Genomic DNA, 6,323 nt, shown 5'->3' on the forward strand with positions numbered 1-6,323 from the left:
GCGCAGCACATTGGTGGCGCCGATATTGCCCGAGCCGACCGTGCGCAGATCCTGCGTGCCGGCCATCCTGGTCAGCACCATGCCGAACGGGATCGAGCCCAGCAGGTAGCCGATCAGGAAAGCGAGCGGCAGCAGCCCATCAGCAGACATCGCGGTGGTTCCCTGGAGCGGTCCCACCCAAACGGGGCAGTGCCGTCAATGAAATATTAACCATAAATCCGCACCATGGCCTTGGTAATGAGGGAGCTTATCATGGCTTCTGTTCGCAGGCGGCTGGAGCAGTTTTTCTTTGTCGTTTACGTCGCGGCCATCGTCGTTGGCACAACGATGGAAGCGATGTCGCAACTCGCGTCGCGCTGAGTTCCACCCCAGTTTCAGACGTGCTCGTACACGGTCCGTCCACCGACGATCGTCCGCGTCACGCGGCCCGAGAAGCGGGCGTCGTCAAACGGCGTGTTCTTGCACAGTGATTTGAGATCGTCGCGGTCGAGCACCCAGGGCGTGTCGGCGTCGATCACGATGACGTCGGCCGGTGCGCCCGCGCGCAGCGTGCCGCCGGCCAGGCCGAGCAGCTCCGCCGGCCGGGTCGACATCGCCCGGATCAGCGTCTTGAAGTCCATCTCGCCATTGTGGATCAGCCGCAGCGCCGCCGGCAGCATGGTCTGCAGGCCGACTGCGCCGCTGGCCGCTTCCGCGAACGGCAGCCGCTTGACCTCGACGTCCTGCGGATTGTGGTCGCTCATCACGACGTCGATCAGTCCGGAGGCGAGCGCGGCCACCAGCGCCTTGCGGTCCTCCTCGGTGCGCAGCGGCGGCGCCAGCTTGAGGAAGGTGCGGTAGGGGCCGATGTCGTTCTCGTTCAGCGTCACGTGGTTGATCGAGACCGAGGCCGAGACATTGTGGCCGGCGTCGCGGGCGCGCTTGAGGATCTCCAGCGACTCGATCGAGGTCAGCGAGGCTGCGTGATAGCGCCCGCCGGTCAAGCCTGCGAGCCGCATGTCGCGCTCGAGCATGATCGACTCGGCCGCCGTGGGAATGCCGGCAAGGCCGAGCCTTGTGGCGAATTCGCCCTCGTTCATCACGCCTTCGCCGACCAGATGCGGGTCCTCGGTGTGATGCACGATCAGCGCGTCGAAATCGCGGGCATAGGTCAGCGCGCGCCGCATCACCTGGGCGTTGGTGACGCTGCGGTCGCCGTCGGTGAAGGCGACGGCGCCGGCGGCCTTGAGCAGGCCGATCTCGGTCATCTCCTGGCCCTGCATGCCCTTGGTCAGCGCCGCCATCGGATGGATGTTGACGATCGCGGTGTCGCGGGCGCGGCGCAGCACGAAGTCGACGGTCGCGGAATTGTCGATCACCGGCGAGGTGTCGGGCTGGCAGATGATGGTGGTGATGCCGCCGGCCGCGGCGGCCTGGCTGGCGGAGGCAAAAGTCTCGCGATGGCTGGCGCCGGGCTCGCCGACAAAGGCGCGCATGTCGATCAGGCCGGGGGCCACGATCTTGCCGGCGCAATTGACGATGTCGGTGCCTTCAGGGACGCCGGCGGCGCCGATGCCGCGCTTGGCGTCACGGATCACGCCGTCGGCGATCAGGACATCGCCCGGACCGTCGAAATCGCGCGACGGATCGATGACGCGGGCGTTGGCGAGCAGGATGGGGCGGCGATCGGTCAGCATCGGTCTCACGCGTTCGGCAGGTTGCGGGCGAGCGCTTCCAGCACCGCCATGCGCACTGCCACACCCATTTCGACTTGTTCACGGATCAGCGACTGCGCGCCGTCGGCGACGAAGGTGTCGATCTCGACACCGCGGTTCATCGGGCCCGGATGCATCACCAGCGCGTCCGGCTTGGCATAGCCGAGCTTCTTCTGGTCGAGGCCGAAATAGTGGAAATACTCGCCCGAGGAGGGCACGAAGGAGCCGTTCATGCGCTCGCGCTGCAGCCGCAGCATCATCACGATGTCGGCGCCGTTCAGCCCCTCGCGCATGTCGCGCGCGACCTCGACGCCCATCCGCTCGATGCCGGGCGGCAGCAGGGTGGAGGGGGCCACCACGCGGACGCGGGCGCCCATGGTGTTGAGCAGGAAGATGTTGGAGCGCGCCACCCGCGAATGCAGCACGTCGCCGCAGATCGCGATCGTCAGCCCCTCGAGCCGGCCCTTGTTGCGGCGGATCGTCAGGGCGTCGAGCAGCGCCTGGGTCGGGTGCTCGTGGCTGCCGTCGCCGGCATTGATCACGGAACCGTCAACCTTGCGTGCCAGGAGCTCGACCGCGCCGGAGGCGTGGTGGCGTACCACCAGGATGTCCGGGTGCATCGCGTTCAGCGTCACCGCGGTGTCCATCAACGTCTCGCCCTTGCGGGTCGACATCGACGACACCGACATGTTCATGACGTCGGCGCCCAGGCGTTTTCCGGCGATCTCGAACGAGGACTGGGTCCGGGTCGAGGCCTCGAAGAACAGATTGACCTGGGTACGGCCGCGCAGGCTGGCGCGCTTCTTGTCGACCTGGCGGTTGAGCTCGACATACTCCTCGGAGAGGTCGAGCAGGCCCGTGATGTCGTCAGCGGAAAGGCCCTCGATGCCCAGCAGATGCCGGTGACCGAGGACAAAAGTCGATTTCAACGATGGGGTCATTAAAGCGAGAGCTATAGGCGCGGATGGCCGGTGGGGCAAGCGCGAAGAGGGCTCGCGGGAGTTTTCCCCGAGTAAGATGTCGTTGCCTTCTCGGCGGTCCTGCCGGGGCTCGCCGCGGGACATCCGCGCCTTGCTTTTGCGGGGTTTTCCGGAACAAGACGTGGATGGCCGGGCATAGGCGGAGCGGCAGCGACGCCGTCCTCCTGACGGGCTATACCCGGCCGTGACGCCGGAGCGAGACCTCGTGAAAATTGTCGTGATCGCATGGATGACCATCGCGTTGATCCCGGGGGCGATCTCGCCTGCCTTCGCTCAGAACCTGCCCGGCGACTTCGCGTTCCTCCGCAACATCGATCCGACCATCATTCAGGACATCCGCTACGCCGCCGCGAACAATTTCATGGGCCGGCCGCTCGCGGGCTATGGCGCGGCGGAATGCGTGGTGAAGCGGGAGGTCGGGCTCAGGCTCAAGGCCGTGCAGCAGGAACTGGCCCGGCAAAGACTGTCGCTGAAGATGTTCGATTGCTACCGGCCGGCCCGTGCCGTCGCCGACATGGTGGCGTGGTCGAAAAATGGCACCGAGACCGTCGCCGAGCGGCGCTACAACCCGGTCTTCTCGAAAGCCGATCTGTTCCGCCTCGGCTACATCGCCACCCATTCGGGGCATTCGACAGGGGCCGCGGTCGATCTCACGCTGGTCGATCTTGGCGCCGACAATTCGCGCAAGTTCGATCCGGCCAGGGACTATGCCGACTGCACCGCGCCGGCCGCCGCGCGTGCCCCGGAGGGCAGCGTCGACATGGGTACCGGCTACGATTGTTCCGACGTGAAGGCCCACACCGCGGCCGCCTCGATCACGCCGGCGCAGAGACGCTGGCGCACCAAGCTGGTCGCGGCGATGGCCCGGCAGGGGTTCGCGAACTATGCCAAGGAATGGTGGCACTTTTCGCTGCCGGGGGCAGGCGGGCCGGCCTACGACTTCCCGATCGTCCGGGCGCGCTAGAGCGTTTTCGAGCGAAGGGGACGCCGGTTCGCGTGAAGAAAACGCGTCGGAACAAGAGACTAGAGCTTCGATTCTGATTCAATCAGAACCGAAGCTCCAGCGCAGGATTTTCCTCAAATCCGAAGCATTTTCGCAAGGCGACGCTTGCCATCGCAAAAGTAGCCGAGCGCACTTTCAACACTCCTTAATTGTGGCCGTATGAAGTGCGGGCAACACGGGAGCATGCAGCATGCGTTTCGCAGCCATTGCAATTGTTGTCGTCGGCGTCGCCGGCGTCTTGATCTACGATCGACACGACAAGAGCGCGAACTATCAGCGCGTCGATGCCCGCATCAGCGGCGTCAGCGAGCAATGCTATCTGGAAAAGGTCGAGCGCGGCGTCATCACCAAGACGACGTCGACCTCCGACCTGACCCGTTGCGAGATTGCCGAGCTGCTGCGCAAGGAGCATCCGAAGTGGCAGGGTTATGACGTGAAGCACAAGATCGAGGTGAAGGTCGTCTATGTCTCGCCGGTCGACGGGGCCACGCACCAGTCGAGCCTGCAGATGTCCTATTTGCCCAATGGCAAGCCGCTGCGCGCCGGGGATGTGTTTCCTGTGCTCGCCTCCAAGACCAAGGCGGACAAGGCGCGTTCGATCTGACCGACGCGGTTCGACAGGACGGAAGCACAACCATGCGCCTTGGCCTCTACGCTATGATCGCTGTCGCCGTCGCGAGCTTCTATGTCTATAGCGAGCTCGACAAGCGGTTGAACTTCCGGCCGATCGACGCGCGCGTCAGCAGCGTCAAGGAACAATGCTACATGGAGAAGACCGAGGGATCGCGAAGCTCGACCTCCGATCTGTTGCCGTGCGAGCTTACCGAGCTTCTGGCGCGCCATCATCCGAAATGGCAAGGCGCCGACATCAAGCACAAGATCGAGATCCGGTTTGCCTACATCTCGCCGGTGGATGGCGCCGCGCATGAGTCCAACCTGCAGTTGGCGGCCTATCCCGATAACCGGCAATTGAGCAGCGGCGACATTTTTCCGGTCCAGGCTTCCAGGAAGGAGGCGAACCGGACCCGCGTCAATGACTCGGTCGACCGCTGGCTCGGCCGCCATGCGCCCAAGCGCGCAAGCATCTAAAGCACAGAAGCATCTGGCGGACGTGTACTTTTCGCTGCCCCGCGCCGGCTCGCAGGCTTATGATCCTCCGATTCCATTGCGCCGCGGCTGGCCCGTGATCCCGGCCGGGGAAGGCCTGTTGTCCAGGCCGCATGCGTGCAGACCAGTTGCCGAGGAGACCATGACGCAGGCTCCGTTTGCCACCCACGACGTCTTCAACCAGTCGCCGCCGTTCGAAAATGTCGACCTGTTCACGGTGGACGCGCCGCTCGCCGCGGCGGTCGCTGCCAATGGCGGGGAGGCGGCAACGGCTGAGCTGTCCGATTTCGGCAAGCAGTGGGGATCCGCTGCCATGGCGGAGCGCGGCCGCGTTGCCAACGAGAACACGCCGAAGCTGCGGCTGTTCGATGCCAGGGGCAATCGCCGCGACGAGGTCGAGTTTCACCCGGCCTATCACGAGCTGATGGCGCACTCCGCGCATGCCGGCGTGCACAACTCGACCTGGAGCGCCGACGGCAAGCCGGCCGGCGGGGCGGCCGAGGTGGTGCGCGCGGCAAGGTTCTACATCGCTTCCCAGGTCGAGACCGGCCATCTCTGCCCGATCACGATGACGCGCGCCTCGGTCGCGGCGCTGGCCTCGCAGCCGGATATTCTGGCGAAGACGATGCCGGTGATCGGAACGCGCGCCTACGACCCCAGCTTTGCGCCGTGGTGGACCAAGCGCGGCATGACTCTCGGCATGGGCATGACCGAAAAGCAGGGCGGCACGGATGTGCGCGCCAACATGACGCGCGCCGAGCGCAACGGCGAGGCCTGGCGCATCACCGGGCACAAATGGTTCATGTCGGCGCCGATGTGCGACGCCTTCCTGGTGCTGGCGCAGACGATGAATGGGCTGAGCTGCTTCTTCATGCCGCGCTTTGCGCCCGACGGCACGGTCAACGCAATCCGCTTCCAGCGCCTGAAGGACAAGCTCGGCAATCGCTCCAATGCCTCGTCGGAGGTCGAATTCCACGGCGCTTATGCCGAGCTGATCGGCGAGGAGGGCAAGGGCATCCGCACCATCATCCAGATGGTGCAGCTGACGCGGCAGGATTGCGCGATCGCATCCGCCGGGCTGATGCGCTCGGGACTGGCGCACGCGCTCCATCACGCGCGGCATCGCAGCGTGTTCCAGAAACACCTCGCCGACCAGCCGCTGATGCAGGCGGTGCTGTCGGACATGGCGCTGCATGTCGAGGCGTCGATCGCGCTGGTGATGCGGCTCTGCCGTGCTTTCGATCGCGCGCCGGCCGATGCGGGCGAGGCCGCCTATATGCGGCTGCTGACGCCGGCGATCAAATACTGGACCTGCAAGAGTGCGCCCGGCTTCCTCTATGAGGCAATGGAGTGCCTCGGCGGCAATGGCTATGTCGAGGAAGGCATTTTGGCGCGCCACTACCGGGAGTCGCCGGTCAACGCGATCTGGGAGGGGTCCGGCAACGTGATGTGCCTCGACGTGCTGCGCGCACTCGGCCGCGAGGCTGACGCCGCACTCGCGGTGCTGCGCGCGCTCGCCGAGGAGACCAAGGGCCTGCC

General features: G+C 65.5%; 7 protein-coding genes. 4 read left to right on the forward strand and 3 right to left on the reverse strand.

Going from position 1 to position 6,323, the window contains the following annotated elements; genetic code table 11:
• From AKL29_RS45415 to AKL29_RS23365, 3 genes are all read right to left on the reverse strand, one after another.
• A partial coding sequence (locus tag AKL29_RS45415; protein WP_244482337.1) for a glycerol-3-phosphate acyltransferase occupies positions 1 to 150 on the reverse strand: 150 nt, incomplete at its 3' end.
• A 224-nt stretch (positions 151 to 374) separates the two neighbouring features.
• Positions 375 to 1,676 carry a dihydroorotase gene (locus AKL29_RS23360; RefSeq protein ID WP_028336372.1) on the reverse strand — a complete coding sequence of 434 codons (1,302 nt, stop codon included), beginning with the start codon at positions 1,674 to 1,676 and terminating at the stop codon, positions 375 to 377.
• 5 nt (positions 1,677 to 1,681) lie between these two features.
• Positions 1,682 to 2,635 (reverse strand): aspartate carbamoyltransferase catalytic subunit, encoded by a 954-nt coding sequence (locus AKL29_RS23365; RefSeq protein WP_026192854.1) that lies wholly within the window; start codon positions 2,633 to 2,635, stop codon positions 1,682 to 1,684.
• A 268-nt stretch (positions 2,636 to 2,903) separates the two neighbouring features.
• Between AKL29_RS23365 and AKL29_RS23370 the strand changes: the two genes are divergently transcribed.
• From AKL29_RS23370 to AKL29_RS23385, 4 genes are all read left to right on the forward strand, one after another.
• Complete coding sequence (locus AKL29_RS23370) at positions 2,904 to 3,638, forward strand: M15 family metallopeptidase (RefSeq protein ID WP_050385810.1); 735 nt, start codon at positions 2,904 to 2,906, stop codon at positions 3,636 to 3,638.
• A 229-nt stretch (positions 3,639 to 3,867) separates the two neighbouring features.
• Positions 3,868 to 4,281, forward strand: a complete 414-nt coding sequence (locus AKL29_RS23375; RefSeq protein WP_050385782.1) for a hypothetical protein — start codon at positions 3,868 to 3,870, stop codon at positions 4,279 to 4,281.
• A gap of 32 nt (positions 4,282 to 4,313) precedes the next feature.
• Complete coding sequence (locus AKL29_RS23380; protein ID WP_050385783.1) at positions 4,314 to 4,766, forward strand: hypothetical protein; 453 nt, start codon at positions 4,314 to 4,316, stop codon at positions 4,764 to 4,766.
• Positions 4,767 to 4,926: 160 nt separating this feature from the next.
• Positions 4,927 to 6,323: acyl-CoA dehydrogenase family protein (locus AKL29_RS23385; RefSeq protein WP_244482338.1), on the forward strand; the 1,397-nt coding region annotated here is incomplete at its 3' end.

Source organism: Bradyrhizobium pachyrhizi (genome assembly GCF_001189245.1).
Classification (GTDB): domain Bacteria; phylum Pseudomonadota; class Alphaproteobacteria; order Rhizobiales; family Xanthobacteraceae; genus Bradyrhizobium; species Bradyrhizobium pachyrhizi.